The organism is Longimicrobium sp. (assembly GCA_036389795.1).
In the GTDB taxonomy this organism is placed as follows: Bacteria; Gemmatimonadota; Gemmatimonadetes; order Longimicrobiales; family Longimicrobiaceae; genus Longimicrobium.
The window spans coordinates 74,939-98,655 of record DASVWD010000141.1 but is presented as its reverse complement, the minus strand read 5'-3'; the positions used below and the strand labels follow the sequence as shown (position 1 = coordinate 98,655).

General features: G+C 72.2%; 22 protein-coding genes. 14 read left to right on the top strand and 8 right to left on the bottom strand.

From position 1 onward, the window contains the following. The first annotated feature begins 35 nt into the window (after positions 1-35). Positions 36-1,553 carry a DEAD/DEAH box helicase gene (locus VF746_19610; GenBank protein ID HEX8694641.1) on the top strand — a complete coding sequence of 506 codons (1,518 nt, stop codon included), beginning with the start codon at positions 36-38 and terminating at the stop codon, positions 1,551-1,553. An 89-nt stretch (positions 1,554-1,642) separates the two neighbouring features. On the opposite strand, the gene VF746_19605 is transcribed toward VF746_19610, so the two are convergent. After that, positions 1,643-1,885, bottom strand: coding sequence for a hypothetical protein (locus VF746_19605; GenBank protein ID HEX8694640.1), 243 nt, complete (start codon positions 1,883-1,885; stop codon positions 1,643-1,645). A 206-nt stretch (positions 1,886-2,091) separates the two neighbouring features. On the opposite strand from VF746_19605, the gene VF746_19600 reads away from it, so the two are divergent. Further along, entirely contained in the window at positions 2,092-4,461 is a 2,370-nt protein-coding gene (locus VF746_19600) for a hypothetical protein (GenBank protein HEX8694639.1), read from the top strand. A gap of 387 nt (positions 4,462-4,848) precedes the next feature. Here the strand turns inward: VF746_19600 and VF746_19595 are convergent, their stop codons facing one another. Both VF746_19595 and VF746_19590 read right to left on the bottom strand, forming a co-directional pair. Next, positions 4,849-6,993: a TonB-dependent receptor gene (locus tag VF746_19595; GenBank protein ID HEX8694638.1), complete on the bottom strand. Its 2,145-nt coding sequence runs from the start codon at positions 6,991-6,993 to the stop codon at positions 4,849-4,851. A gap of 29 nt (positions 6,994-7,022) precedes the next feature. Further along, positions 7,023-7,358, bottom strand: coding sequence for a metalloregulator ArsR/SmtB family transcription factor (locus tag VF746_19590; protein ID HEX8694637.1), 336 nt, complete (start codon positions 7,356-7,358; stop codon positions 7,023-7,025). 194 nt (positions 7,359-7,552) lie between these two features. Here VF746_19590 and VF746_19585 point away from each other — a divergent pair, with 194 nt between their 5' ends. Together VF746_19585 and VF746_19580 are read left to right on the top strand one after the other, a co-directional pair. Further along, positions 7,553-8,167, top strand: a complete 615-nt coding sequence (locus VF746_19585) for a hypothetical protein (protein HEX8694636.1) — start codon at positions 7,553-7,555, stop codon at positions 8,165-8,167. 16 nt (positions 8,168-8,183) lie between these two features. Beyond that, positions 8,184-8,801 carry a cation transporter gene (locus VF746_19580; protein HEX8694635.1) on the top strand — a complete coding sequence of 206 codons (618 nt, stop codon included), beginning with the start codon at positions 8,184-8,186 and terminating at the stop codon, positions 8,799-8,801. A gap of 71 nt (positions 8,802-8,872) precedes the next feature. Here VF746_19580 and VF746_19575 read toward each other — a convergent pair whose 3' ends face one another. Both VF746_19575 and VF746_19570 read right to left on the bottom strand, forming a co-directional pair. Next, positions 8,873-9,145 (bottom strand): hypothetical protein, encoded by a 273-nt coding sequence (locus tag VF746_19575; protein ID HEX8694634.1) that lies wholly within the window; start codon positions 9,143-9,145, stop codon positions 8,873-8,875. A gap of 38 nt (positions 9,146-9,183) precedes the next feature. Further along, positions 9,184-10,542, bottom strand: a complete 1,359-nt coding sequence (locus tag VF746_19570) for an MBL fold metallo-hydrolase (protein HEX8694633.1) — start codon at positions 10,540-10,542, stop codon at positions 9,184-9,186. A gap of 424 nt (positions 10,543-10,966) precedes the next feature. Here VF746_19570 and VF746_19565 point away from each other — a divergent pair, with 424 nt between their 5' ends. Both VF746_19565 and VF746_19560 read left to right on the top strand, forming a co-directional pair. Further along, positions 10,967-11,425: a pyridoxamine 5'-phosphate oxidase family protein gene (locus tag VF746_19565; GenBank protein ID HEX8694632.1), complete on the top strand. Its 459-nt coding sequence runs from the start codon at positions 10,967-10,969 to the stop codon at positions 11,423-11,425. Positions 11,426-11,547: 122 nt separating this feature from the next. Beyond that, positions 11,548-12,210 (top strand): response regulator transcription factor, encoded by a 663-nt coding sequence (locus VF746_19560; protein ID HEX8694631.1) that lies wholly within the window; start codon positions 11,548-11,550, stop codon positions 12,208-12,210. Positions 12,211-12,499: 289 nt separating this feature from the next. Here VF746_19560 and VF746_19555 read toward each other — a convergent pair whose 3' ends face one another. Then, positions 12,500-12,802, bottom strand: coding sequence for a hypothetical protein (locus tag VF746_19555; protein ID HEX8694630.1), 303 nt, complete (start codon positions 12,800-12,802; stop codon positions 12,500-12,502). Positions 12,803-13,359: 557 nt separating this feature from the next. Between VF746_19555 and VF746_19550 the strand changes: the two genes are divergently transcribed. The 4 genes from VF746_19550 (at position 13,360) to VF746_19535 (ending at position 17,365) form a co-directional block, all read left to right on the top strand. Then, positions 13,360-14,532 carry an amidohydrolase family protein gene (locus VF746_19550; protein ID HEX8694629.1) on the top strand — a complete coding sequence of 391 codons (1,173 nt, stop codon included), beginning with the start codon at positions 13,360-13,362 and terminating at the stop codon, positions 14,530-14,532. Between the two features lie 199 nt (positions 14,533-14,731). Beyond that, positions 14,732-15,406, top strand: a complete 675-nt coding sequence (locus VF746_19545) for a DUF6766 family protein (protein HEX8694628.1) — start codon at positions 14,732-14,734, stop codon at positions 15,404-15,406. A gap of 136 nt (positions 15,407-15,542) precedes the next feature. Beyond that, complete coding sequence (locus VF746_19540; protein HEX8694627.1) at positions 15,543-16,190, top strand: SGNH/GDSL hydrolase family protein; 648 nt, start codon at positions 15,543-15,545, stop codon at positions 16,188-16,190. 314 nt (positions 16,191-16,504) lie between these two features. After that, positions 16,505-17,365 (top strand): SMP-30/gluconolactonase/LRE family protein, encoded by an 861-nt coding sequence (locus VF746_19535; protein ID HEX8694626.1) that lies wholly within the window; start codon positions 16,505-16,507, stop codon positions 17,363-17,365. A gap of 117 nt (positions 17,366-17,482) precedes the next feature. On the opposite strand, the gene VF746_19530 is transcribed toward VF746_19535, so the two are convergent. Continuing rightward, the gene (locus VF746_19530) at positions 17,483-17,911 is read right to left on the bottom strand and encodes a hypothetical protein (GenBank protein HEX8694625.1); all 429 of its coding nucleotides are present in this window, start codon (positions 17,909-17,911) and stop codon (positions 17,483-17,485) included. A gap of 168 nt (positions 17,912-18,079) precedes the next feature. On the opposite strand from VF746_19530, the gene VF746_19525 reads away from it, so the two are divergent. The 3 genes from VF746_19525 to VF746_19515 all read left to right on the top strand — a co-directional run bounded on the left by VF746_19525 (position 18,080) and on the right by VF746_19515 (position 21,091). Then, a complete protein-coding gene (locus VF746_19525) occupies positions 18,080-18,964 on the top strand; it encodes a cyanophycinase (GenBank protein HEX8694624.1) in 885 nt (294 codons plus the stop codon). A 5-nt stretch (positions 18,965-18,969) separates the two neighbouring features. Further along, on the top strand, positions 18,970-20,211 hold the full coding sequence (locus VF746_19520) for an FAD-dependent oxidoreductase (GenBank protein HEX8694623.1): 1,242 nt from the start codon (positions 18,970-18,972) through the stop codon (positions 20,209-20,211). 310 nt (positions 20,212-20,521) lie between these two features. Then, positions 20,522-21,091, top strand: a complete 570-nt coding sequence (locus VF746_19515; GenBank protein HEX8694622.1) for a DUF1003 domain-containing protein — start codon at positions 20,522-20,524, stop codon at positions 21,089-21,091. 56 nt (positions 21,092-21,147) lie between these two features. On the opposite strand, the gene VF746_19510 is transcribed toward VF746_19515, so the two are convergent. Further along, the gene (locus VF746_19510; protein HEX8694621.1) at positions 21,148-21,456 is read right to left on the bottom strand and encodes a hypothetical protein; all 309 of its coding nucleotides are present in this window, start codon (positions 21,454-21,456) and stop codon (positions 21,148-21,150) included. Between the two features lie 409 nt (positions 21,457-21,865). Here VF746_19510 and VF746_19505 point away from each other — a divergent pair, with 409 nt between their 5' ends. Continuing rightward, positions 21,866-23,701 (top strand): dynamin family protein, encoded by a 1,836-nt coding sequence (locus VF746_19505; GenBank protein HEX8694620.1) that lies wholly within the window; start codon positions 21,866-21,868, stop codon positions 23,699-23,701. Positions 23,702-23,717 lie beyond the last annotated feature (16 nt).

Below are 23,717 nucleotides of genomic sequence, written 5' to 3'. Positions count from 1 at the left end.
GCTCCGGGGCCGGGTTCATTTTATCCTGGGAAACGATGACGGTTCAGCAGACGAAGGACACGCGCGGGAAGGCCGAGGCCACGTTCGCGGCGCTGGGGCTCCGGCCCGAGCTGGTGCGCGCGGTGGACGAGCTCGGCTTCACCAGGCCCACGCCGGTGCAGGCGGACGCCATCCCGCCGGCGCTGGAGGGGCGCGACGTGCTGGCGTGCGCCATGACGGGGAGCGGCAAGACGGCCGCCTTCCTCCTGCCGATCCTGCAGCGCCTGCGCGAGCGCCCCCGCGGCGCCACCCGCGCGCTGGTGCTGGCGCCCACCCGCGAGCTGGCGGCGCAGATCGAGGAGCACCTGAAGGAGCTGGCCCGGCACACCGGCATCCGCGGCGCCGCGGTGTTCGGGGGCGTGGGGATGAAGCCGCAGGAAGAGGCGTTCCGGCGCGGCGTCGACATCCTGATCGCCACCCCGGGGCGGCTGCTGGACCATTTCCAGTACGACTACGCCCGGCTCGACCACCTCGAGATCCTGGTGCTCGACGAGGCCGACCGGATGCTGGACATGGGCTTCCTCCCCGACATCCGGCGCGTGCTGCGGCACCTGCCGAAGCGGGCGCGGCAGACCCTCTTCTTCTCGGCCACGCTCCCGGCGCCGATCGTGGAGCTCACCCGCGAGCTGCTGCACGCGCCGGCCGCCATCAACGTGGAGCGGAAGCAGGCGCCGCCCTCGGCCGTCACCCAGGCGCTCTTCCCGGTCCCCGAGGGCCTGAAGACCGAGCTGCTGCTGGAGCTGCTCAGGCGCGACGAGGTGGGCAACGCCATCGTCTTCTGCCGCACCAAGCACCGGGTGAACCGGCTGACGGAGAAGCTGGAGCGCGCCGGGATCGCGGTCACGCGCATCCACGGCAACCGCAGCCAGGGGCGGCGCACCGAGGCGCTCAGCGGCTTCAAGAGCGGCGAGTTCCGCGTGCTGGTGGCCACCGACATCGTGGGGCGCGGCATCGACGTGGAGGCGCTGGAGCACGTGGTGAACTTCGACGTGCCCAAGGTGCCCGAGGACTACATCCACCGCGTGGGCCGCACCGCCCGCGCCGAGGCCACCGGCGAGGCGTACACCTTCGTGTCGCCCGACGAGGAGGCCGACGTGAAGGCGATCGAGCGGGCGCTGGGCAGGCGCATCGAGCGGCGCATGCTGGCCGGCTTCGACTACACCCGCAGGCACGACGACAAGCTGGAGATCCCGCTCAAGGACCGCATCGCGCAGATCCGCGCCGAGAAGGCCGAGCAGCGGGCGCGCGCCGCCGCCAAGGTCGAGCGCAAGGCCCAGGCGCAGGCCGAGGCCGAGGCCCGGGCCGCCGCCAAGGCCGAGCGCACCCGGCAGATCCACGCCCGGCGCGACGCCAAGGCCCGCGCCGCGGCGAGCGCGGACCGTCAGGCCGCTCCGACGCAGCGCGACGGCCGGCCGCACGCCGGTCCGCCCGCCGCCGGGACGGACGGGGCCCAGCGCCGCCGCCGTCGCAGGGGCCGCGGCGGCCGCGGCCGGAGCGCCGTCGCGGCGGACTGACGCCGCTCGACTATCAAGATGCGAGAAGCTCCCGGGCCGCGTGGCCCGGGAGCTTTTCGCGTTTCACGTCCACGGAGATCGCGATCGGCCTACCGCGCGAGGAGCGTAACCACGCCGGCGAGGAACATCGCCCCCGTCCATAAGGCGTCGAAGTTGACCCACACCCGGCGCAGGAATTCCACGCCGAGCACACGGTAGACCGCGAGCGCCGCGACGCTCATCACCAGGAACATCGCCCCCGTGTGCGCGGCCAGCGCCACCGCTCCGCCCTCCAGCGCCGGGTGCGTGTGGGCGTGCGGGCCGGCGTGCGCGCCCGTCCCGCCGACCAGCACGGCGGACCGGCGCCGTCCCGGAGTTGCCGTTTCCGGAACTATTGCGCGGCCGCCGCGCCGGCGATCCATTGCTGGGGAGCGGGCGCCCGGCGGCCCGGGGGAATGCCCGGGCGGCGGTCCGTCTCTTCTTCCAGGTCCGGCCTCTGGTGAACGCGGCCTCCCCCGCCGCGGCAGATCCGTTGGACGATTTTTTCGCGGAGGTGCTCATGCCTGCCTCACGTCCGCGCTGGACGGTCAAGTACCTGGCCGAGAGCATCGCGCCCGAGTGGGCGTTTCCTTCCGACTGGCTCTTCTGGCCGCCCGACGTGTTCGCGCTCACCTCCATCCTGCTGCGCCAGACCGGGTGCTACCGCCACATCATCTCTCCCGACTGGCCGCGCGAGGCGGGGTGGCAGCCGCGGGCCGAGCGCTGCGCCATGGCCTGGCTGGAAGGGATCAGCGCGCTCCTGGCGCGCGGCGCGCCCGAGGGGGCGGACGGCCCGCTGTGGCGGCTGACGCCGGACGTCCCCGCGCCGCTGGAGCCGGTGGCCGAAGCCCCGTTCCTGCTGGACGCGCTGGCCGAGATCGAGGAACTGGCCCCCGTCGTCACGGTGGAGCAGCTGCGCGTGCTCGCCACCCCCGAGGCGAAGCGCCTGTGCCGGAACCTGGTGATCGCGCACTGCGTGGCCGACGAGGCGTGCACCGGGTTCGGCCTCCTGGTGGCGCCGGCCACCGAGCACGCCCTGGCCCACTGCCTGGCGAACCTCCTCCTCACCGCGCGCGGCTCGCTCTCAGCCGTCTCCAAGCACCACGGCATCGTCCTGCCCAAGATGCGCACGCCGCAGTCGGGGCTCACGCTGCGCTCGGTGTCGCACCAGGTGACGTTCCACAGCTCCGAGGTGGAGGTCATGTGGCGCACGGTGCCCTGGGCCAACATCGAGGAGAACACCATCAACATCCTCATGGTCCCCTGGCCCGCCGAGGTCGAGGAGAACACGTTCTACCCCCTGCGCGACACCTTCGAGTCGGTGCGCTACTTCCGCTACGACCCCCCGGGCGAGGACAGCCACGCCCGCCTGGACGGCGTGGTGAGGCTGGTGCGGCAGGTGAACGAGGAGGTGGGCAGGCTGCACATGCTCGTCTTCCCCGAGCTGGCGCTGACCAAGGCCGAGTACGAGGCGCTGATGTGGAAGCTGCGCGACGCGCGCCGCGAAGGCCGCATCGAGCACGTACCGCTGCTCATCACGGGCATCCACAACCGCGACCCCGTCTTCGGCGACCTGAACGAGGTGCGGCTCGCCGTCTACTTCGCCCAGAGCTGGTACGAGCTGTCGCAGCGCAAGCACCACCGCTGGAAGATCGACCGCAACCAGATCCTGCAGTACTGCCTGGAGGGGCGCTTCGCCACCACCCGCAACTGGTACGAGATGATCCCGGTGGCCCAGCGCCGGCTGACCTTCCTGACCCCCACCGGGTGGCTGGCGCTCTGCCCGCTGATCTGCGAAGACCTGGCGCAGCTCGAGCCCGTGTCCGAGCTGATCCGCGGCGTGGGGCCGACGCTCCTGACGGCCCTGCTGATGGACGGGCCGCAGTTGAAGCACCGCTGGGCCGCGCGCTACGCCAGCGTCTTCGCCGACGATCCCGGCACCGCGGTGCTGTCGCTCACCTGCGCCGGGATGAGCTGCCGGTCGCGCTCGCTGGAAGACCCCGACTCGGAGGAGCGCAAGCGCACCGTGGCGCTGTGGAAGGACCAGATCACGGGGTGGAAGATCCTGGACCTCAAGGACGGGTGCGGCGCGCTGCTGATGACCATCTCCGCCGACTGGACCGAGGAGTGGACCGTGGACGGGCGCGGAGACCACCAGAACGCCTCGGTCTTCAAGTTCGAGGGCGTCCGGCAGTACCCGCTGCCGGGCGGCGCCGCGGCGGGCGGGGACGGCGCGGAGGCCGGGCCGACCGCCCAGGACGCCATGCGGGAGAGCGGCGACCGCTGGCTGCGCGACTGGGCGGACATCCGGGAGCTCTCCGCCGCCACCTTCGGCCTCGACGCGATCATCTCGCTGAGGGGGCGGCACGTCGAGCAGATCAGCGGCTGGGTGCTGAGCCGGCCCGCGCCCGAGGAGGAGGAGGCGCTCCCCGCGCGCCTGAGGGAGCTCATCGACCTGCTGCGCGAGTCGCAGCGCGACCCGAGCACGGTGGGCGTGGAAGCCGTCGAGACCAACTGGCCGACCCCGCAGCTGCAGTGGGCCGCCCGGGAGATCCGGACCTGGTTCGCCGAGCCCGCGGCCACCGACTCGGCGACCGCGTACTGGAGCGAGCTGGCCGGGCAGGCCATCCGCCAGCTGCGCTCCGACACCCCCTGGCGCGACCCCGCCACCGACCTCATCGACGACGCGGACCGGCAGCGCCTCGGGCGGGCGATCCCCCTGGCGATCCTCTCGGCCCTGCACTCCCGGATCGAGAAGGGCCGCCGGCGCCGGCCGCTCCCGCACGGGGGAGTCCGGCAGCCGGGCGCCTCGCTCCCCAACCCGCGGGTCCTGGTGGAGATGGCGGAGCTGCTCGACCGGATCGAGGAGGCGCTCCGCGAGTACGCCTAGCGCCCGGCCGGACCGTCACGGAACAGGCTGGAAATCACGCGGAGACGCAGGGGCGCGGTCGGGATCGAGATCCATCACTGAATGTCTCACACGGAGGAAACGGAGTTAACGGAGAACTGCGGGGGTTCTCTGTTGACTCCGTTGACTCCGTGTGAGGCCTTTTCGCCGTTCGCCGGAGGATCGGAATCCATCCGGAACTATCCCTGGAACCGGCATCATACCAGATTGCCGAGCATTGTTCTGGTTCCGAACAGATTGGAATCACACAGAGGACACAGAGAACACGGAGGAACTGAAGACGCGAGTGAAGTTTCTCTGTGTCCTCTGTGTCCTCTGTGTGATGCTCTATCAGAAAGCTGTACCCGAACGATGCTCTGCAAAGTGGTATCACAACTCGAGACGCACGCCCGCGTTGACCACCCGCCCCTCCGCGGGCGCCCACAGGTCCGTCGTCCAGCGGCCTTCGGGGGAGCGGGAGGGGAGGACCAGCGGGTCCCAGCGCGTCTGGCGGGCGTCCAGCAGGTTCTCGGCGTTGACGAAGACGCGCGCCCGGCCGATCCGCCGCTCGGCCAGCAGGCCCAGGATCACGAAGGGGCGGCTCGCCGCGCGGTACGGGTTCTCCTCCAGCGCCTGGCGGCCCGTGTAGTACAGCTCCACGCCCACGCGCCCCTCTCCCTCCGCCTCCCACATCCCCACCACCCCCACCTGGTGCCGCGGCGTGAGCGGCACCTCGCGGCGGCCGGCGCCGTCCGGGTCCGGCTCCGTCGAGCGGGTGAAGGTGTGCGTGGCGGTCACGTGCCACGGCCCCTGCACCCAGCGGGCGAGCAGCTCCGTGCCCCAGGTGCGCGTCTCGCCCTCCACGTTCACCAGCTCCACCGTCCCGCCGGGGGCCGGCCGCAGGGCGACCGCGTCGTCGATGAGCGAGCCGAAGAGGGTGGCGTTCAGCTCCAGGGCCCCGGCGGTGCGCGCCACGTCGAGCGAGGCGCTCCGGGCGCGCTCCGCCTCCCGCGCCGTCCCCGCCAGCCGGGCGAGGCCGATCGCCTCCGTTTCCTCGGTGAAGGGCGTCGGCGCGTAGTAGCCGGTGCCGGCGGAGGCGCGCACGCTCCACCCCTCGGCGGGGCGCAGGAGCGCGGAGAGGCGCGGGTTGAAGAAGGCGCCGAACTCGCTGTGCCGGTCCACCCGCGCGCTCGCCAGCAGCGAGAGCGCCTCCGAGAACCGGACCTCGTCCTGCGCGAAGAGTGAGGAGATGGCGTGCTCGAACTCGAAGCGGGGGACGTCGCGCGCGTCGTAGCGCTCCAGCTGCAGCGCGGCGCCGGCCACCCAGGTGTGGGCGCCCCCCGCGCCGCCGAGCGAGGCTTCCGCGAAGGCGGTGCGGTGCAGGTCGCGCTCGACGGCGTCGCCGAAGGTGTGGCGGTGCCGCTGCGCCATCGCCGAGGCGCGCAGCGAGAGGAGCCGCCCCTCGCCCAGCAGGAAGCGGCCGACCAGCCCGGCGTCCGCGCGCCGCGTCGCGAGCTCCTCGGGGAAGAGCTCGCCCGTGGCCACCCGGCCGCCGCCCTCGCGGTCCTCCACCGTGCCGCCCAGGGTGGCGAAGAGCGAGCGGCCCGCGCCGTCGTCCCAGAAGAGGCGCGGGCGCACCACGGCGCGGCGGTAGGCGGGGAGGTCGGCCCAGCGGTCGCCGTCCACGTCGGCGTCGGCCTGGCGGTGGCCGCCCGCGAGCAGGGTGTAGCCCCCGCGCCCCCACTTCCGCGACGACCAGAAGACGGCGTCCGCGCCGCCCAGCGTGGTGGCGTTCAGGAGCAGCTCGCGCTCGGCCTCGGGCGCGGGGCGGCGCGACACCAGGTTCACCACGCCGCCCAGCGCCGAGGCGCCGTAGAGGGCGGACGCCGCGCCCTTGATCACCTCCACCTGCCCCAGGTCCATCGGCGGGATCTGCAGCAGCCCCAGCGCGCCGCTCTGGCCGCCGTAGAGGGGGAGCCCGTCGGAGAGCACCTGCGTGTAGCGGCCGCGCAGGCCCTGCACGCGCACGGTGGCGCCCCCCAGCGACGGCGAGGTGCTCTGGACGCGCAGGCCGCTCGTCTCGTTGAGCAGCATCGCCACGTCGCCGGGCGTCATCAGCATCTTCTCCTCCACCTCCTCGCGCGCGAGCACCTCCACGCGCACCGGCACGTCCTCGATGCGCTGCTCGCTGCGCGTGGCGGTCACCACCAGCGCCTCGACCTCCACCTCCGCCTCCTCGCGCGGCTCCAGCGCCACCTCCACCGTGGTGTCCGCCGCCACGGTGAGGCCGAGCGACGCCCGCGCGAACCCGGGCTTCGTCACCACCAGCCGGGCCGGCCCGCGCGCGGCCGCCAGCACCGCCGTCCCCGCGCTGTCCGTCGCCGCCGCGGCCCGGCCGAGGACGGCGCGCGCGCCCGCCACCGGCGCCTCGCCCGCGCGAACGCGCACCGTCACGCGCGCGGACTGCGCCCGGACGTGCGAAGCCGTCGCGAGCAGGAGCGCGAGGGCGGCGAGCGGAAGTGGAGGGATGCGCATCGGGATCGGAGGATGAGATGCGAATGCGATCAGCAGCGCGGGTTCCGCGGGCAGCTCTCGACCCCGCGCGCCACGTCGGCCAGGAGCTCGTCGGCGAGCGAGAGGAGCGCGTCGACGCGGGGATCGCTCAGACGGTAGAAGGCGCGGCGCCCGGCCGGCTCGCGTGACACCAGCCCGCACCCCAGCAGGCACGCCAGGTGGTTCGACACGTTCGGCTGCCCGAGCCCCGTCGCGGCGACGATGTCGGAGACGGTGCGCGGCCCCTCCCGGAGCGCCTCGAGGATCGCCAGCCGCGAGGGGTCTGCGAGGCCGTGGAAGAGCTTGCCGCGCGTGGCGAGCGGGGCGGGTGCGGTCGACGGCGTCATGGGCGCGCGGGGCGGAAGGGTACGTATCAGCAGGTAATGATGTATCGTGCGGGACACGGATCGTCAACACCGCACGGACCGGGGACCAGCGGCCGGAAACATGCGGTGCAAATCACTTTCAGGCGGAGGCTGGATGGGCGGATTCGGGGGAGCGGTGCCGGAATGATCGCGGGAACCATACGACCGAGCAGTCGATGCAGCCGCTGGGAGCGACGGGCGAAACACCGGGGCACTGGACGCCGGCGGACCGTGCGTCCGTGCTCGTCGGGCTCCTGCTGGTGGGGGTCGCCCTCGTGTGGCAGCTCCGGGAGGCGACGGAAAGGAAGGAAGCGTTCTCCGTCGCGTACGAGACGGTCCACGTGAGGGACGACCTGCTGTACTACCTGGTCGTCGACCTGGCCAACGCCGGGAAGGGCGCGTCGTACGTCTGGACGGTGGGCTGGGACGCCCCGGGCTGGGAGGCGGCGATCGATTCCGGGGGAAGGCTGGTGCAGCCCGGCGAGACCGTCCACCTGGTCAGCAGGGGGATGGACTGGAAGCGCCTGGGCGAGCTCGGCTCTCCCGCGAAGAAGGTCGTCGTCAGGACCGTGCGCGGAAGGCACACCCTGGCCGCGGACGCCGGCAGGCTCAGGTCGTTCATGGAGCTGCAGGCTCTCTCGCGCGGGGCGTCCACCGACCCCGCCACGGACGAGGTGCTCAGGCGCGTGATCGAGCGCCTGCCTTTCGACCCGGTCCGCGACTCCCTCGTCCGGCGCTACGGCGGACGCCGGGAAGTGGCGGCACGGCACGGGTCCGCCGGGCCCCGCTGAGGAACGAGCGCCGCGCATGGACGAGAGGGCGCTGAGCCGCCGCGCGCTGTGGCTGTCGTACTTCACCGTCGGCTACAACCTGCTGGAGGGGGCGGCGTCGGTGGCGGCGGGGGCGGTGGCCGGGAGCGTGGCCCTGGTGGGGTTCGGGCTGGACAGCTTCGTCGAGTCGCTCTCCGGCGGCGTGATGATCTGGCGCTTCCGCGGCCGGCACGCAGACGCCCGCGAGCCCGCGACGGAGCGCAGGGAGCGGCGCGCGCTCACGCTGGTGGGCTACACCTTCTTCGTGCTGGGTGCGTACGTGCTCTTCGAGGCGGCGCGGAAGCTCCTCACCGGCGAGCGCCCGGAGCCCTCCGTCCCCGGCATCGCCATCCTCCTCCTCTCGCTGGTGGTGATGCCGCTCCTCTTCTTCGCCAAGCGGCGCACGGCGCGCCGGCTGGAGAGCCGCAGCCTGGAGGCGGATTCGAAGCAGACGCTGGCCTGCGTGGGGATGTCTGCCGGCGTGCTGCTGGGGCTCGTCCTCAACCAGGCCTTCGGCTTCTGGCAGGCGGACCCGGTGATCGCCATCGCCATCGCCCTGCTGCTGTTCAAGGAAGGCCGCGAGGCGGTGGCGGAGGGGAAGGTCTGCAGCTGCTGAGCGCGAGCCCCGTGTCGCCCTGCCGTCATACTGTTTCCGGAGATCAACCGTGCATCGTCGTTCCGGGTCCACTACCGCGTTGCGCGCGCATCGTCGGCGGGCGGCCCGGCCCACCGCAGGAGCAGCGCCACGAAAGCGGCCGCGGTCAGGACGACGGAGATCGCGGCGACCGCCACGAAAAAGATCGCGGCTCCCTCCCGGCTCGGCGAACCGGGGGGATCGGCCACGCTGAAGGAAGCGGTCAGGGCATATCCCGCGATGCCGTAACAGGCGCCCAGCACTCCGACGACGAGGAGGAGCCAGAGCCAGCCCGACCGCCACTGCGAAGGCTTCTTCACGGGCATACACCCTCCGGATCGGGGCCCGATAGACCGTCCCGCCTCTACTCCAGCGCGAACTTCTGCTTGTGCTCGGGGATGGTGCACTCCCACCCCAGGCGGTCCCGGATGCGCACCCGCAGGCAGTCGGCCGCCGCGGGCTCGCCGTGGACGATGAAGGCGCGGCGCGGGGCGCGCCCCAGCTTCGCCAGCCAGCCCAGGATCTCCTCGTAGTCCGCGTGGGCCGAGAGCCCGTCCAGCTGCTCCACCCGGCAGCGCACCGGCACCCACTCGCCGTGGATCTTGATCTCGCGCGCGCCGGCCACCATCTGCGCGCCGCGCGTGCCCACCGCCTGGTAGCCCGCGAAGAGCACCGTGTTCTTCGGGTCGGGCGCGAGGGCGGCCAGGTGGTGCAGCACCCGCCCGCCCGTGGCCATCCCGCTGGCCGAGACGATCACGCGGGGGAAGCTCATGCGGCCGATGCGCTTCGACTCCTCCACCGTGTCCGCCGGCTGCGCCGACGCGGCGACCGCCGCCCACTCCTCGGGCGAGAGCCGGCGCGCCTCGGGGTGGTCGCGGAAGGCGCGCGTGGCCCGCGAGGCCATGGGGCTGTCGAGGAAGACGGGGACGTCGGGGATGCGCCCCTCGCCCTTGAGCCGGTGCAGGTGGTACATCACGATCTGCGCGCGGCCGACCGCGAACGCCGGGATCACCACCACGCCGCCGCGCGCGGCGGTCTCGCTCACCACCTCGGCCAGCTCATCGCCCGGGTCCACCGGCGGGTGCAGGCGGTCGCCGTAGGTGGACTCCACCAGCAGGTAGTCGGCCCCGGGGGTGGGCGCCGGGTCGGGGAGGAGCGGGTCGCCCGGCCGCCCCAGGTCGCCCGAGAAGAGCACCGTCTTCCCCCCGGCCGAGAGCTCCACCGTCGCCGCGCCGGGGATGTGGCCGGCCGGGCGGTAGCGGAAGGAGATGCCGTCCGCGAGCGCCACCGCCTCTTCCCACGCCGCCGTGCGCAGGAGCTCGGTGGCGCGCGCCGCGTCGCGCACGGTGTAGAGCGGGAGCGCGGGCTTGTGTTTGGCGTGGCCGCGCCGGTTGGCGAACTCGGCCTCCTCCTCCTGCAGGTGCGCGCTGTCGGCCAGCAGGATCTCGCAGAGGTCGGCCGTGGCCGGCGTGCACCAGACGGGGCCGCGGAACCCCTCGCGCACCAGCACGGGGAGCCACCCCGAGTGGTCTAGGTGGGCGTGGGTGAGCACCACGGCGTCCACGCTCTCGGGGGGCACGGGGAACGGCTCGCGGTTCCTCTCGCGCAGCGCCTTGAGCCCCTGGAAGAGCCCGCAGTCGACCAGCACCCTCTTCCCGCCCGCCTCCACCAGGTACTTCGACCCGGTGACCGTCCCCGCCGCCCCCAGGAAGGTGATGTCCACGTGGACTCCAGTGCGTGAGTGCGTGAGTACGAAAGTACGGGGTACGAGGTACGAGGTACGAAAGACCGGGGGAGCAGGCCCTGACCTCGACCGCGCTCCCCTTCGTCCCGCGCGGATCTTCACCCGCCGAGCCGAATCCTGCCTCCACGATGCGGTTGAAGCCTCGCGGGGTTTGCGAGGCTTTCTGCCGTTGTTGCCGCGGCTTCAGCCGCCCTCGCCCACCTCAGCCCCGTGACAACCTCCGGCCCCGCCGCCCTGGACGCAAGTCGGACGTCTTCGTTTCGTGGAGGAGCTCTGTAGGGGATTTTACTGACGGGCGGCTCAGGATTCCCGACTGACGCGCGCTGGCACCGGGGGTATCCTCGGTCCGATGCAGGCGTCCGCCCGGGCCGGGGCGGAGTCTCACGCGCAGGAGGAGGGGACGATGAACGCCGTACGCGCGCCGCGGTTCCGCTCGCTGGACCGCCGGGAGATCGACGAGATCCTCGCCCGCAGCCACGTGGGCCGGCTGGCGTACGCGTGGAAGAACCACGTGGACATCGAGCCGCTCCACTACGTCTACCACGGGGGCTGGATCTACGGGCGCACCTCGCACGGGGCCAAGATGGACGCCGTGGGCTACACCTGGTGGCCCGTGGCCTTCGAGGTGGACGAGATCGAGGACCTCTTCCGCTGGCGCAGCGTGGTGGTCCACGGCGGCTTCTACGTGCTGCCGTCCGAGGGAGCCGCGTGGGAGGAGGAAGAGTGGCGGCAGGGCGTGGAGCTGCTGCGCCGCCTCATCCCCGAGACCTTCACCCCCGACGACCCGGTGGCCTTCCGCACCGTGATCTTCCGCATCGCCGTGCAGGAGGCGACGGGGCGCGAGGCCACCGAAAGTGCTTAGTGATTTAGTCCTTAGTCCTTAGTCATTCAGTGCCAGGGGTCGGCGAAGTTCACTAAGCACTAAGGACTAAAACACTAAAGGACTGCGGTTCCCGTCCCGCTCCCAATCGCCAGAGGACCCCTATGCCCGACAAGATCCGCATCGTGCTCGTCGACGACCACCCGGTGCTGCGCAGCGGCCTGGAGGCGCTGCTGGCGCTGGAGCCCGACCTGGAGGTGGTCGGCGAGGCCTCCACCGGCGAGGAGGGGATCGAGCGGGTGCGCTCCCTCCGCCCCGACGTGGTGGTGATGGACCTGGCGATGCCGGGGATCGGCGGGCTGGAGGCCACCCGCCAGATCGCCGCGCTGGGGACGGGGGTGAAGGTGCTGGTGCTCACCTCGCAGGCCGAGGAGGAGTTCCTCCTTCCCGTGCTGGAGGCCGGCGGCAGCGGCTACGTGCGCAAGACCAGCGCGGACGAGGACCTGATCCGCGCCATCCGCGCGGTGGCCCGCGACGAGGTGTTCCTGTACCCCAGCGCCACGCGCCTCCTGCTGCGCACCTACCGCGCGGCCGAGGAGAAGGGCCAGGCGAGCCCGCTGGAGAAGCTCTCCGAGCGCGAGCGCGAGGTGCTGGCGCTCACGGCGGAAGGGTACAGCTCGGGCGAGATCGGCAAGAAGCTCTTCCTCTCCCCCAAGACCGTCGACACCTACCGCGCCCGCCTGATGCAGAAGCTGGGACTCAGCCACCGCTCCGAGCTGGTGCGCCTGGCCCTCGACACCGGGCTGCTCAAGGCCGGCCAGGCGTAACCCGTCTCGCCCCGGTTTACAACGCACGCGCCCCTCCGCCCGGACATCAGGCGGAGGGGCGCACCGTTCCCCGTCGGCGCGAGGTGTTCCGTAGGGGCGAGCCTGCGAGTCCGAAGATAGGTGGCCCCGGCGCAGGCGGCCGCCCTGCGGCGCATGAGCCGGCACCCGCCGGTCGAGGCAGGCCTCGCCCCTACGGATCACCGGAGCGAGCCCGCCTGTCGCGCCCGAAGGCGGCCCCCGCGCCGAACCAGCCTGCGCAGGCAGGCTTCTCGCCGTTGTTGCCGCGGGTTCACCCGCCCGGCGCGGAGCCCTCGAAAAGCGTGGGATCTCTCCCCTCCGCCATCGCCAGGGCCGCCCGGAGCGCGGTCTGCGCGTCGGCGATGCGCACCACCACGGCGGAGCGGGTGAGCGGCGCGCCGTCGATGCTCAGGCCGTCGCGCACGTCCTCCAGCCAGGCGCGCAGCTCCGGCGGGCAGTCGCCCGGCGCGCCGTCCAGGCAGCGCCGCACCGCCGCGCACGCCGCGTTCATCGTCTCCAGCTTGGCCGGCCGCTCGTTGAGGATCGCGAGCGTCTCGCGGATTCCGCTTTCCAAACGTCGCTCCTCGGGGGAAATGAGCTGCGCTTCGCGGCCGGGGGAACGGGGCGACCCTGGCACGCGGTGTTCCCGGCGCCAGGACACCTTCGCCGTGAGGAGCGCGGGCTGTCCCCGCGAGACAGATCCGGGAAATCTCCGCCCTGGTGTTACATAAGCGCGTACACGGCTTGCCTTTGTGCCTTCGCGGCCGGGCGGGCGGGGCTCAGTCCGTGGGCAGTACGCAGGGGTAACCGAAGCCGTACCCCGTCCGCCCGGCCGCATCCGCACTCTCTCTTGCGCCGCGGGGCGCGCCGGAACGAGCCGGTGCGCCCCGCGAGCCGTCGAGGGCCGGCGGAGTGTGCGTGAGGGATGCGCGCCCGACAGGGCCGGAACCGTGGCGGCCGGGCAGTGTCGGCCGACGCGGGCCCGGCGCCGTTGGGCACGGTCGTATCGTGCCCTACGGCGCGCGCAGCCCGGCCCGGAGCGCAGCGGAGGGACACGCCCGGACACGCGGTTTGCAGTCCGTCGTCCAGGGGTGGAGCGAACCGACAGAACCCGACGCGAGGGGAAACGGCGTGCTGACGCTGATCGAGAACGGCGAGGTCTACGGGCCGGAGCCGCTGGGGAAGCGGTCGGTCCTGCTCACCGACGGCCGGATCGCCAAGGTGGGCGAGGTGGACCGCGAGGCGGTGGAGGCGCTGGACGTGGAGTGCCGGGTGATCGACGCCTCGGGGTGCATCGTGGCGCCGGGGCTCATCGACCCGCACATCCACCTGCTGGGCGGCAGCGGCGAGAGCGGATTCAGCACGCAGACGCCCGAGTTCTTCATCGGCGAGATCGTGCGCTTCGGCATCACCACCGTGGTGGGGGTGCTGGGCGTCGACACCACGATGAAGACGATGGCGGGGCTCCTGGCCAAGGTGAAGGCGCTCAAGGAGGACGGCCTGAACGCCTTCGCCTGGACGGGCGGCTACAACGTGCCGCCCACCTCGATCATGGAGTCGGTGCGCGACGACATCATGTTCATCGAGGAGGTGCTGGGCGCGGGCGAGGTGGCGATCTCCGACCACCGCGGGCTGGACCCGTCGCCGCGCGAGCTGGCGCGCATCGCCGCCGACTGCCACGTGGGCGGGATGCTCTCGCGCAAGGCCGGGCTGCTGCACCTGCACGTGGGCGAGGGCGAGGGGCGGCTGAAGCCCCTGCGCGAGGCGCTGGACGGCTTCAGCGTGGAGCCCGGGTGGTTCTACCCCACCCACGTGGCGCGCAGCGAGGAACTGATGGAGGAGGCGGCCGACTTGGCGAAGAAGGGGATGCCGGTGGACATCGACGTGGTGGAGGAGGACCTGCCGAAGTGGCTCCGCTTCTACCTCGACCACGGCGGCCCGCCGGAGCGGCTCACCGTCTCGTCCGACGCCTCGGTCACCAGCCCGCGCGTGCTGTGGGAGCAGGTGCGCAGCTGCATCCGCGACCACTGCTTCCCGCCCGAGCAGGTGCTGGCGCTGGTCACGCGCAACACGGCGCAGATCCTCCGGCTCAAGAACAAGGGGCAGCTCGGCAAGGGGATGATGGGCGACGTGCTGGTGCTGGAGGAGGACTCGCTGGAGATCGTGCACGTCTTCTCCAACGGCATCCCCATGGTCCGGGACGGCGACCTGGTGCGCGAGGAGAGCTTCCTGGAAGACAGCAACCGCGAGATCCGCCTGAAGGGGAGGAAGAACGGCGGGGAGGAGCAGGAAGAGGAAGCATAACTGAATGTTTCACACGGAGTTAATGGAGTGGACGGAGACCCATTCATGTTCTCCGTCTACTTCGTTGACCCGGGTGAGACTGCTTTGACAAACCTTAGACATTGAGGCGCTGGCACGCATTGCGCGTTTGCGCGCCGCGAAAACGCACGGGGCGCACGGGTTTTCCGCCCCGCAAAGCCACTCGCGGACGGACGCGCACATGTCACGCAAGCTACGCAACAGCAGCCTGAGCATCGTGGCCGCCCTGCTGTTCCTGCTGGCGATGGTGGGGCAGGGCGTCGCCGGTTACAAGGCGCACAACCAGGAGCAGAGGGACCACGGCGAGCCGGAGATCGGCGTCGCGCAGTACCTGCGGTCGGGGAACTTCCTGGAGGCCACGTTCGAGAACTGGGAGTCGGAGTTCCTCCAGATGGCGATGTTCATCTTCCTCACCGCCTTCCTGGTGCAGAAGGGCTCGTCGGAGTCGAAGAAGCCGAAGGAGGAGAGCGGCGGGGAGGACGAGCACGACGAGGACCCGCGCAAGCACCGGGACGACCCCGACGCGCCTTGGCCGGTGCGCCGCGGCGGCGTGGTGCTCAAGGTCTACGAGAGCTCGCTGAGCCTGGTGTTCTTCCTCCTCTTCGCGGCCACCTTCCTGGGGCACGCGGCCGCGGGGGCGGCGGACTTCAGCCAGGAGCAGGTGGAGCACGGCGGGCAGCCGGTGTCGCTCGGGCAGTACCTGGGCGAGCCGCGCTTCTGGTTCGAGAGCTTCCAGAACTGGCAGAGCGAGTTCCTGGCCGTGCTCGCCATCGTCGTGTTCTCCATCTGGCTGCGGCAGCGCGGCTCGCCCGAGTCCAAGCCGGTCCACGCGCCGCACCACGAGACGGGGGGGTGAGTGCCGGGAATGCCACCGGCCGGGCGGCTGAAGCCGCAGCGCCGCAGCAACAACGGTAGGAAGCCTCGCAAACCCCGCGAGGCTTCAGTTCAACGGCAAATCCGTGCGTGCGGCGGATCTGATTGGAACGCTTGAGATGAGCCAGCCTCGCGGCACGGTCGTCCTGCTGGGCGACTCGATCTTCGACAACGCGGCGTACACGGGCGGGGGGCCGCACGTGGCGGCGCAGCTCCAGGATGCGCTCCCGGACGGGTGGCGCGCGGTGCTGGCGGCGGTCGACGGCGCCGTCACCGCCAGCGTCCCCGCGCAGCTGCGCTCGGTCCCGCGCGACGCCACGCACCTGGTCGTGAGCGCGGGCGGCAACGACGCGCTGGGACAGGTGGGGATCCTGGACGAGAAGGCGAGCTCGTCGGCGCAGGTGCTGGGGCGCCTGGCGAACCTGGCCGAGGGCTTCGAGCGCGGCTACCGGGAGATGCTGGGCGCGGTGCTCGGCCTCGGCCTCCCGACCACGCTCTGCACCATCTACAACGGCAACCTGGGCGACCCGCTCACCCAGCGCCTGGCGCAGACGGGGCTCATCGTGTTCAACGACGCCATCCTGCGCGCCGCCTTCGACCACGGGCTGCCGGTGATCGACCTGCGCGCGGTGTGCTGCGACCCAGCCGACTACGCCAACCCGATCGAGCCCTCGTCCATCGGCGGCGAGAAGATCGCCCGCGCCATCGCCCGCGTGGCCGCCGAGCACGATTTCGGGCGGGGGAGGACGGAGGTGTATCTCGGGTGAGAAGTGCGAAAGTGCGAGAGTGCGTGAGTGCGAGAGTGCGAGAGTGCGAGAGTGTCCGGATGGTGGAGCGCGCGCTGTAGAATGCGCCTCGACTCCCAATGCTGTCATCCTGAGGAGCCGCCGCGCGGAACTGTCAGAGTGACGAATACCACGGCGGCGACGAAGGATCTATGGCCAGTCCCTACGCGAATGGTGGCTGTCGGCGCGGTCGCCACCCATAGATCTTCGGGCGCACAAACTCCTGTGCAGACGCGGCTTCGGCGGGTGCGCCCTCAGGATGACAGCGCGTTTCAATGTCTCTGAATGCAACTGTGGTGAAGGTCGAGCGGGTGCTGCGGGCGCGGGCGCGCCTGGGCGAGGGGCCGGTGTGGGACGCCGCCACCGGCACGCTGTTGTGGGTGGACATCTACGACCACCGCGTCCACCGCTTCGACCCCGCGGCCGGGCGTGACGAGGCGTGGGACGCGGGCGAGGTGGCCGGCTGCGCCTGGCCCGCGCGCAACGGGCGGCTGCTGGTGGGCCTGCGCCGCCGCCTGGCCCTGCTCGACCCGGCCACCGGCGCGCTGGAGCCGCTGGCGGAGGTGGAGGCGGGGCGGCCTGGGAACCGGCTGAACGACGGCGCCTGCGACGCGCGCGGCCGCTTCTGGGTGGGGAGCATGGCGAAGGAGGAGGGCGGAGCCGCGCTCTACCGCGTCGATCCCAACGGCCGGGTCGAGCGCATGGAGACGGGGCTCACCGTCTCCAACGGGCTCGGCTGGAGCCCGGACGGCGGCACCTTCTACCTCACCGATTCGCCCGCGCAAAAGATCTACGCCTACGACTTCGACGCGGACGCGGGAACGATCTCGCGCCGCCGCGTCTTCGCCGACCTGCGGGGGGATGAGGGGTTCCCCGACGGGCTGGCGGTGGACGCGGAGGGCGGCGTCTGGTCGGCGCGCTTCGCGGGCGGCTGCGTGGTGCGCTACGCCCCGGACGGCCGCGAGACGCACCGCGTCCCCTTTCCCGTCCCCCGGCCGACGAGCTGCGCGTTCGGCGGGGCGGACCTCCGCGACCTGTACGTCACCTCCGCCTCGGTCGGGATGAGCGAGGACGAGATCGAGGCCGCCTTCGACTCCGGCGACCTCTTCCGCCTCCGCGCCGCCGTCCCCGGCCTCCCCGTCACCCCCTTCGGCTGACCCAGGCTCCTGCGTGGACCGGGAGCCTGAACTGTAAATCTCACACGGAGTCAACGGAGAACCGCCTGAAGTTCCCTCCGTTGACTCCGTGTGAGGCTTTTTCGGTCCAGGACGGCTTCAGGCGCGGCCGAGACCGCCGCCGCCCCCGGCTTCCGATCCCCCGCTGGACTGCGCCCCCGTGGCGCCCGGCGCGGACGACCCGCCTCCCGCCGCGGCCGACGAGGGGCCGCCCGACGCGCCGGTGGCCGAGCCGGCCGGGGGGACGCCCGTGGCCGACGCGGCGCCCAGCCCGCTCCCCGCCGTCCCCGTTCCGCCGAACCCGGCCGACGAGGGGCCCACCGCGTCGGCCAGGTCCTCCGCCTGGTCCGTCGTGGGCCCGGTGGTCGCCGCGTGCGCGGTGTGGCCCAGGTCGCGCCCGCCGCCCGCCGCCAGCCCCGAGCCCGCGCTGCCGGTGCCCGTCTCGCGGCTGATCCCGGCCGTGCCCATCGCCGCCGCGTCGCGCGCGGCCTCGCCGTCGCTCGGATTGCCGCCGCCTGCCTGCACCATGCTGCCCTCCGCTGCTGTGAATCCGCGTTCCGGAGCAAGGCCGGGCCTCGCAAAAGCCCCGCCATCCGCGCGCACACGCCGCGTCGCGCGCCGGCTCTGCCTCGCGGCTGGCGTGATGTTTGAGACTGACCGCCGTGGAAAGCACGGTCCACACGGGAAAGACGGCATATGGCGGATGCGAAATCGAACGGCAGGGCGGGGCACCTGCTGGTGATCGGCGGCGCGGAAGACCCCGACGAGAAGGACATGTGCATCCTCCCCCACCTGGTGGAGATGGCCGGCGGGAAGGGCGCGCGCATCCTGATCTGCTCCTCGCCGTCGGAGGAGCCGGAGCGCAAGGTGGACGTCTACGGAAAGCTGTTCGAGAAGCTCGGCGTGGCCGAGGTGCTGGCCGCGCCGATCACCGACCGCAACCAGGGCGAGACGGAGGAGATGGTGGAGAAGGTGGACCGCGCCACGGCCGTCTTCTTCACCGGCGGCGACCAGCTCCGCCTCACCGCGCTGATGGCGGGCACCCGCTTCTGCGAGCGCATCCGCGAGCGGCTCTACGGCGACGGGCTGGTGGTGGCCGGCACCAGCGCGGGGGCGGCCGCCATGAGCAGCGTGATGATCATCGGCGGCAGCGAGCGCGGCACCGTGCGCCGCGCCGACGTCTCGCTGGCGCCGGGGCTCGGCTACTGGCGCGACACCGTGGTCGACACCCACTTCAACCAGCGCGGACGGCCCAGCCGCCTGCTCACCATCTTCGCCCACAACCCGCAGGTGCTGGGGATCGGCATCGACGAGAACACCGCCATCGACGTGGTCCCCGGCGAGGGCTTCCGCGTCCTGGGCGAGGGCGCGGTGATGGTGTTCAACGGCCGGGTGACGCACTCCAGCGCCCCCGAGGCCGGCGACACCGACACCCTGGCGGTCACCGACTCGACGGTGCACGTGCTGGCCGAGGGCTACGGCTTCGACCTCAAGCGCACCCGGCCGGTCCTCCCCGACGGCACCGTGGTCGAAAAGCCGGGCGGCGACGCCGGGCACTCGCGCCAGGCGCAGGAGCGGTAGGGGGAATGACGGAGCGCGCCGCCCCCGTGCGCGTGGTGGGGCACCGCTGGCACCCGCGCACGCACGAGGTCAAGGAGTTCCTGGCGCGCAACCGCGTCCCCTACCTCTGGACCGACCCCGGCGAGAGCGACGTCGGCCGCCGCCTGCGGGACGAGGCCGGCCCGGACGCGCGCCTCCCGCTCCTGGTCTTCCCCGACGGCGGCACCCTGCAGGACCCCTCCGACGACGAGCTGGCGCGGCGGATCGGGCTCGACACCGTGGCCGACCTGCCCTTCTACGACCTGGTGATCGTGGGCGGCGGGCCGGCGGGGCTGGCGGCGGCCGTGTACGGCGCCTCCGACGGGCTGCGCACGCTGATCGTGGAGCGGCGGGCGGCCGGCGGGCAGGCGGGGCAGAGCGCGCGCATCGAGAACTACCTGGGCTTTCCCGAGGGGCTCCCCGGCGGCGAGCTGGCCCGGCGCGCGGTGGAGCAGGCCGAGAAGTTCGGGGTGGAGATCGTGGTCACCCGCGCGGCCACCTCGCTCCGGGCAGACGGCGCCTACCGCGTGGTGGGGCTCGACGACGGGCGCGAGCCCGCCTGCCACGCCGCGCTGCTGGCCACCGGCGTCAACTGGCGCACGCTGGACGCGCCGGGGTGCGGCGAGCTGGTGGGCGCGGGGATCTACTACGGCGCCGCCGCGGCCGAGGCGGCCGCCGTGCGCGGGCGCGACGTCTACCTGCTGGGCGCCGGCAACTCCGCGGGGCAGGCGGCCATGCTCCTGGCCCGCTACGCGAAGTCCGTCACCCTGGTGGCGATGGAGGAGTCGATCGCCGAGAAGATGTCGCAGTACCTGGTGGAGCGCCTGGAGGCCACCCCCAACGTGCGCACCCGCCTGGGGTGCACCGTGTGCGCCGCGGGGGGGCGGGGACGCCTCTCCTCGATCACCGTGAAGGACGTGAAGACGGGGGAGACGGAGGAGATCCCCACCGAGGCGCTCTTCGTGTTCATCGGGGCGGCGCCCGAGACGGAGTGGCTGGAGGGGGTGCTGGCGCGCGACGAGGAGGGCTACCTGCTCACCGGCTCCCGGCTGCTGCGCGCGGGCCGCTGGACGCTGGAGGAGCGCGAGCCGTTCGTGCTGGAGACCAGCCTCCCCGGCGTGTTCGCCGCCGGCGACGTGCGCGCGGGCTCGGCCAAGCGCGTGGGCGCCGCCGTGGGCGAGGGCTCCATGGCCGTGCAGCTCATCCACGAGTACCTGCGCGAGCGGTGACCCTCTCCCCCGCGCATCCCGGTCGTTCGTTCCTCACGACCCGGACCGCGGGAGAGGGGAAACACCCCGGCACCGGGCGCGACACTGGATTTCGAGCAAGTAGGGGGTGGCGCAGTCGAAGCCTCGCGCGGTTTGCGAGGCTTTCCGCCGTTGTTGCCGCGGCTTCAGCCGCCTGCAACCCTCGCAACCCGTTGCACGCCATCGGCCTGGAAACTCCGGAGCAGATGCCGCGGAACGGGAAGTGCACGGTCCGCACGGCGGAGCTTCATCCACCCCTGACGGCCCGGGAGCGGGCGAGCGCGAGAGAAGCATGTTGCAGGACAAGCGCGGCGATCCCCGCCTCTCCCCCCGGCTGGCCAGCGTGGTGGAGCGCAACATCAAGGCGCTCCTGGCCCGGCGGCAGCAGGACGAGCGCGAGAAGAGCCTCCAGGACAGGCTGGCGGACCGCATCACCCGCTTCACCGGGAGCATGCGCTTCGTCTACCTGCACCTCCTGCTCTTCGGGGGGTGGATCGTGATCAACCTGGGGTGGACGCCGCTCAGGCGCTTCGACCCTTCGTTCGTGGTGCTGGCGATGGCGGCCTCGGTGGAGGCGATCTTCCTCTCCACCTTCGTGCTGATCAGCCAGAACCGCATGCAGGCGCTGGCCGACAAGCGCGCCGACCTGGACCTGCAGGTGAGCCTGCTGGCCGAGCACGAGGTGACGCGCCTGGTGCAGCTCGTCACCGAGATCGCCAGGCGGCTGCAGATCGAGGAGTCGCGCGACCCGGAGCTGAAGGAGCTGGCGCGCGACGTGGCGCCCGAGAAGGTGCTGGACGAGATGGAGCACCACGCCCGCAACTTCCAGGCGGTGCCCCGCAGGGGCGAGCAGTCGGACTAGCTCGGGGGTCTATCGGCGCGGCCGGGGACCGGGACCGGTCCCCGGCGGGCCGGCGCTCAGGCCGGCGTGTCGCAGTCCAGCCGCCGCGAGACGGGCCGGGCGCGCTCCAGCAGGCCGGCCAGTTCGCCGTCGCCCGCCTCGTCCCACCCGGCGGGGATCGGGGTCAGGCGCCGCTTCTCCTCCCCGTTCTCGAAGCAGAGCCAGCCCATGCCCAGGCTGGCGGAGAGCCCCACGACGGTCCCGCTGCGGCGGTCGGTCCCGCTCCTGCGCTCCGGCCCCGAATAGGCGTGCACGCCGCCCCGACGCCGCTCGGCGCTGCGCCGCTCGGGTCTGCCCTGCAGGCGCTGCGGGACCACGTCCCACACTCGCCACTCGTTCCCTCGTTCGTCTCGGAAGTTTTTCAGTGCCATCGTCTTAACTCATGCGCTGGGACCCGTCCCGTGATGCAGGTCGCGTGCCGCCGAGAGGCTGCTACAAAAAGGTGTCGCAGATCCCGTAAGTCGTTGTGAATCACAAGTTTACGCGCTGGCTGAAATCTCTCGCCCGGGGCGGGTGAGCCCGCGGCGACAACGGCAAAAAGCCCGCCTGCGCGGGCTCCTTCGGCGCACTTCGCAGGTGCGGCGTGGAGAGCGAGCGCCGCGCGTGGGGGGCAGGAGAGGGGGTCGAGGCGAGGAAATCCCTGGCGGTGGGCGAATCGCCGTCCAGCTTCGGCGCAGGCCTTGCGGAAGGGTCGCCGCTTGACCCTCATACGGACCCGACCAGGAGCGTGCGACGATGGCCGAGCCAGCCGGTGGCGCCCAACCCGCGGGGCCCGCGGGCCCGCCCGCCGCCCCTCCTCCCGAGCGGCGGGGGCTGATCGGCAGGCTGCTCCGGCGCAACCGCATCTTGAGCGAGCGCGAGGCGGAGCTCAGGGCGCGCGAGACCGAGCTGCTCGACCGGCTCTCCACCGCGCTCGGGCGCTTCGGGCCCGACATCGAGGAAGACGACCTCCGCCACTTCCGCCAGGCGCGCGAGCAGCTCGCCGGGCTCTTCATGCTGGTGATCGCCGGCGAGTTCAACTCGGGGAAGTCCTCGTTCATCAACGCCCTGCTGGGCGACCGCGTGCTCCCCGAGGGGGTGACGCCGACGACGGACCGCATCAACCTCCTCAAGCAGGGCGCCGAGGCCGGCGAGCAGATGCTGGAGGCGTACCTGCTGGAGCGCACCCACCCGGCTCCGCTCCTGGCCGACCTCAGCATCGTGGACACGCCCGGCACCAACGCGGTGATCCGCGAGCACGAGGAGCTCACCCGCGACTTCGTCCCCCGCTCCGACCTGGTGCTCTTCGTCACCTCGGCCGACCGGCCCTTCACCGAGAGCGAGCGCGCCTTCCTGGAGCAGATCCGGCAGTGGGGGAAGAAGATCGTGATGGTGATCAACAAGATCGACCTGCTGGAGAACCCCGCCGACCGCGAGCAGGTGATCGGCTACGTGCGCGAGAACGCCACGAGCCTCCTGGGCGAGACGCCCGAGGTGTTCCCCGTCTCGGCGCGGCTGGCGATGGCGGCGCGGCAGGCGGGCGACGAGGTGGGGTGGGAGAAGAGCGGCTTCGCGGCGGTGGACCACTACCTGGTCAACACCCTCGACCAGCAGGAGCGCGTGCGGCTCAAGCTGCTCAACCCGCTCAACGTGGGCCTGCGCCTGGCGGGCCGCTACAAGGAGACGGCCTTCGAGCGGCTCAAGCTGCTGGCCGACGACGTGGCCACGCTGCAGAACATCGACACGCAGCTGGCCGCCTACCACCAGGAGATGCTGAAGGACTTCGGGCCGCGGCTGGGGCGCCTGGACGCCATGCTCAACGACATGGAGCTGCGCGGGATGCGCTTCTTCGACGAGAACATCCGCACGGGCAACATCCGCCGGCTGATGCGCTCCGACCAGATCCGCCGCGACTTCGAGCGCGAGGTGATCGGCGAGACGCCGCGCCACATCGACGAGGAGGTGGGGCGCATCGTGGACTGGATCGTGGAGCGCAACCTCCGGCTCTGGCAGGACCTGGGCGCCTACATCGAGCGGCGCAAGATCGCCCGGCACCGCGAAGGGATGATCGGCGAGGTGGGCGCGGGGTTCAGCTACAACCGGCAGGCGCTGCTGGACTCCATCGGCCGCACGGCGCACGAGGTGGTGAGCACCTACAACCGCGAGGCCGAGGCCCAGCGCCTGGCCGAGGAGGTGCGCGGCGCCGGCGGGGCCACGCTGGCGGCCGGCGCGGGGATCGGCCTGGGCGTGCTGCTCACCGCGCTGGTCTCGGGGTCGCTGGCCGATTTCACGGGGATCCTGCTGGCCAGCACCATGGCGGTCACGGGGCTCTACGTGATCCCCGCCAAGCGGCGCCAGGCCAAGGCCGACTTCGCCAAGAAGGTGGCCGAGCTGCGCAAGCGCCTGGACGAGAGCCTCACCCGCCAGGTGCACGCGGCGATCCAGGACAGCACCGAGAAGGTGAACGAATCCATCGCCCCGTACCGCCGCTTCGTGCAGGTGCAGCAGGAGCAGCTCAACGAGGCGCGCGCCGAGCTGGTCACCGCCGAGGACGCGCTGCTCCGGCTCAAGCGGGAGATCGAGGGGACGTAGGACCGAAGTGCGTGAG

Bases quoted from the DNA above. Each gene is read 5' to 3' on its own strand.
- VF746_19610 (HEX8694641.1), top strand. From the start codon at position 36: ATGACGGTTCAGCAGACGAAGGACACGCGCGGGAAGGCCGAGGCCACG.
- VF746_19600 (HEX8694639.1), top strand. From the start codon at position 2,092: ATGCCTGCCTCACGTCCGCGCTGGACGGTCAAGTACCTGGCCGAGAGC.
- VF746_19595 (HEX8694638.1), bottom strand. From the start codon at position 6,993: ATGCGCATCCCTCCACTTCCGCTCGCCGCCCTCGCGCTCCTGCTCGCG.
- VF746_19590 (HEX8694637.1), bottom strand. From the start codon at position 7,358: ATGACGCCGTCGACCGCACCCGCCCCGCTCGCCACGCGCGGCAAGCTC.
- VF746_19585 (HEX8694636.1), top strand. From the start codon at position 7,553: ATGCAGCCGCTGGGAGCGACGGGCGAAACACCGGGGCACTGGACGCCG.
- VF746_19580 (HEX8694635.1), top strand. From the start codon at position 8,184: ATGGACGAGAGGGCGCTGAGCCGCCGCGCGCTGTGGCTGTCGTACTTC.
- VF746_19575 (HEX8694634.1), bottom strand. From the start codon at position 9,145: ATGCCCGTGAAGAAGCCTTCGCAGTGGCGGTCGGGCTGGCTCTGGCTC.
- VF746_19565 (HEX8694632.1), top strand. From the start codon at position 10,967: ATGAACGCCGTACGCGCGCCGCGGTTCCGCTCGCTGGACCGCCGGGAG.
- VF746_19560 (HEX8694631.1), top strand. From the start codon at position 11,548: ATGCCCGACAAGATCCGCATCGTGCTCGTCGACGACCACCCGGTGCTG.
- VF746_19545 (HEX8694628.1), top strand. From the start codon at position 14,732: ATGTCACGCAAGCTACGCAACAGCAGCCTGAGCATCGTGGCCGCCCTG.
- VF746_19540 (HEX8694627.1), top strand. From the start codon at position 15,543: ATGAGCCAGCCTCGCGGCACGGTCGTCCTGCTGGGCGACTCGATCTTC.
- VF746_19530 (HEX8694625.1), bottom strand. From the start codon at position 17,911: ATGGTGCAGGCAGGCGGCGGCAATCCGAGCGACGGCGAGGCCGCGCGC.
- VF746_19525 (HEX8694624.1), top strand. From the start codon at position 18,080: ATGGCGGATGCGAAATCGAACGGCAGGGCGGGGCACCTGCTGGTGATC.
- VF746_19520 (HEX8694623.1), top strand. From the start codon at position 18,970: ATGACGGAGCGCGCCGCCCCCGTGCGCGTGGTGGGGCACCGCTGGCAC.
- VF746_19515 (HEX8694622.1), top strand. From the start codon at position 20,522: ATGTTGCAGGACAAGCGCGGCGATCCCCGCCTCTCCCCCCGGCTGGCC.
- VF746_19505 (HEX8694620.1), top strand. From the start codon at position 21,866: ATGGCCGAGCCAGCCGGTGGCGCCCAACCCGCGGGGCCCGCGGGCCCG.